General features: G+C 55.8%; 2 protein-coding genes. Both read right to left on the minus strand.

What is annotated here, in order from left to right; genetic code table 11:
- Positions 1-34: 34 nt before the first annotated feature.
- Positions 35-787, minus strand: coding sequence for an amidohydrolase family protein (locus tag Q0176_RS04200; protein ID WP_299299542.1), 753 nt, complete (start codon positions 785-787; stop codon positions 35-37).
- Entirely contained in the window at positions 775-2,220 is a 1,446-nt protein-coding gene (locus Q0176_RS04205; RefSeq protein WP_299299544.1) for a radical SAM protein, read from the minus strand. Before Q0176_RS04205 ends, Q0176_RS04200 begins: the two co-directional genes overlap by 13 nt.
- Between the last annotated feature and the right edge of the window lie 869 nt (positions 2,221-3,089).

Consider the following 3,089-nt stretch of genomic DNA (forward strand, 5'->3'; position numbering starts at 1 on the left):
CTTCATAACGTTTCCTCCTTTTCGCCTAACATCATTATTTACAGAAAAAATTAATATTTTCCCAGGCTATTTCATGAAAGGCATCCTGCCCAATCGCTTTTGAAACTGCCTGAACACGCCGTCTGTAATAGAGTCGCACAGGAGTCTTGAAGAAAAGCTTCATGACCGGGAAATCCGATCCGAAAAGAGTCCGAGAGAGCAGACCGTTTTTTTGCAGACAAACGATGTCCTTGACCGGCATGAACGCTGTGTCGGTGTAGACGTTGGGGCAGTCCCGCATGACTTCAATCGTCTGCTCCACTGGGCGCCCGTGCGCCAAAATCGTCGGCACCGTTCCAAACTCCAGACAGATTTTTCGGTAAACGCCTGCCTCGCACCAGGGGCGACCTCCAGTGTGCAACATAACGGGAAGTCCCCTCTCCGCAGCGATTGCAAAAACACGCCGCAGAGCCCTGCCGTCAGGATTCCACCCCTGGTAACCGTGAACCTTAAATCCCCAGAATCCGCAGAAAAAATAGCGCCCCAGATCTCGGGACCGCATCAGCATTTCAGGCCGTACCCATAGAAAAGGCAGGGCCTCACCCTCGCTCAGTTCAAGGGTATCCTCTATTTCTTTACGGACAAGCGGGAAGGGGATGTTGCCGGTCGAAGTTGAGGAGACAACCCACCGCTTTACTCCCAAAGCCCTCATGTCACCCACAACTTGGCTGGGGGAAAAATAAAGCCCGTCATTAAAATGACCGACATGAACATGAACGTCCCCCAAAAGAGGTGTTATACCGGACACTGGGATCTGTGCCTCAGACGATATTCCTCCGCAAGGCGCTTGTTCAGAAATGCGACGTCGCAGAAATGACGGCTCACGGAGAAAATGTCGCCGGTCTCGTTGAAGTTCCGTACCATGCACATGGCGCAAAAGGGCTTGGCCTCGCAGGTCAGGCACTGTTGAAATTCGCTCCACCGAATGGCGCGCAGGCGTTGAATCGCCTCGGAGTTTTCCCAGACATCGCGCACGGTCTGGTGATAGGCATTCCCGAGAGGGTACCCCTGGAAGCCGGAGCAGGGATAAAAATCCCCGTTGGCGGCCATACACATGGAATCCGTCCCTGCGCCGCATACCGGCTGAGACGCCAAGTCCTCGTCCACGGTGAAGTCCTCGGCGGACTCCAGCAGGGCCTTGTACTCCACGTCCACATCCAGGATCCCCTTCAGGAGGGCCTCCGTCTCCTCAAAGGAGAGCCGGTTGTCCAGGTTGTCCGTGGAATGGTCCGTCCTTGCCATCATGATGAAGTCCGTATACCCCTTGATCCGGTGTTCGTAGGCCCACTCCAGGACCCGAGGGTAGGATTTATAGGTCTTCTTCATCGTGGGACAGCTGATCTGGACGGGGACGTCCGCCGCGATGAGGCGCTCGATAGCCTGAATCGTCCTGGCGTGAGAACCGGGCAGTTGTGTCACCCAGTCGTGCTCCGACGGGTCCATGCTGTACACCGAAACCTGCAGAAGGTTGAGGTTTGCGTCCCTGAGAGCTTCCAGAAGCTCGTCGGTCAACAGGGTGACATTGCTCAGGACGGATATGGAAAAGTCCCGCTCCCTGGCATGCCGCAGGATCGGAATGAAATCCCTGTGAAGAAGGCACTCTCCGCCCGAGAGGGTCAACCCCAGGGTTCCCATCTCCGCCAGCTGATCAAGCACGTCCATGACGAGCGGCGTCTCCAAGTCGTGAAGGGGCCTCGGCCCCGGCAGGTAGCAGTGCCGACACCTCTCGTTGCAGCGGCTCGTCAGTTCTATCTGAAAGGAGAATATCTGGGGACGCTTCCGGAAGAGGGACTGGAAAAAATCGGCCGTGCTCCTTGCCGGATGCTGGAGGTCGTACTCCGTCCTGGGCCGGGTCTTTCCGTCGGCTATGGTATAGCTGAAGGCCGGCATTTTTGCGGCGACCTCCCGTTCCGTCCGGCCCGACACCACGTAGCCCTCCCGTTCGAGCCCGCCGGCGAACTCCACAAAGTCTCTTTCGAGCTCCTCCGGACCGGCGAAGGGATACACCCCGGCCAGCTCCCCCACGACCGCCTCCACGGTCTTGGGGCGGCGGCCTAGGCGCTCCAGAAACACCCTGCCGTTCACGTCGTACACGCGATCCTGACGCGTCAACTGGTTGGTGATGTACCCCACGTCGCCGAACGACCGTACAAAGGAATCCCGGGCCAGACAAACGAGCATTCCCAAAAACCTCCATCCTGAACTTCGATTTCTCTCCGCCGCATCCAAGAAGACCGGAGGCGGGTTTCTGCGCCTCCGGCCGGTCTCCCAAAACTACCGAGTCCTCTCACAATCCCTACAATTACCCACGTTCTTTTCCGGGCAGCCTGCGACGTAGGAACTCTTCCTCTCGCTCTCGGCGACCACTTCCGGCTTCTTATAGCTCATCTGGTTCACCTCCTTTCTTGAATGCTTTTATTTTGGGTGCATCGGCAGCGTCCTGGGCTGCACCGTACACTACATGCGGATACCGGTGCATCTGCCGCCGGGCAACGCCTTGAAATCGTGGTGGGTCGTTTTGCCGCAGGCACAAAACCCGGTGCCGGCCGTCAAGCTTCTCGTACATCCCTTCTCCAGACATCCCACCATGTGGCAGTAGGGGCACTGCCAGAGCAGAGCATTGCATCTTCGACACTCTCCAGAGTCAGGAGACGGCCCGAACAAAAGCCGCTTCCCCAGCTTGAACACAAATGTCGGGAGATTCCCTTTGACCAGCTCATCAAACCACGAAGACATCTTGCACCGCTCCTTAGACTTCGGAAATGATGTACCGAAAAGGTTTTACTTTCTTCAACGAAAGTTGAGATTTCCCCTGATTTGCATGCACGTCTTAAATGCTTGCCCTGAAAGAATACGCACCAATATGTCCACGACAGATACTGCGTCAATAAGGACTTGATTGTTTTTACACCTGTTAGTAATTTTACACCTGTAATAACTTCAAAACAACCCCTACCTTAAGTCAAGAACCTCCAAACAGCAACAGGAAAGGAAACGTTTTCATGTCAAAGGGACCAAACACCGCCGGACGGGGCAGGGTATCCGCGCCC

Source organism: uncultured Fretibacterium sp. (genome assembly GCF_938040765.1).
Taxonomy (GTDB): Bacteria; Synergistota; Synergistia; order Synergistales; family Aminobacteriaceae; genus CAJPSE01.

Excerpts from the sequence above, each read along its gene's own strand:
- Q0176_RS04205 (WP_299299544.1), bottom strand. The coding sequence starts at position 2,220 with ATGCTCGTTTGTCTGGCCCGGGATTCCTTTGTACGGTCGTTCGGCGAC.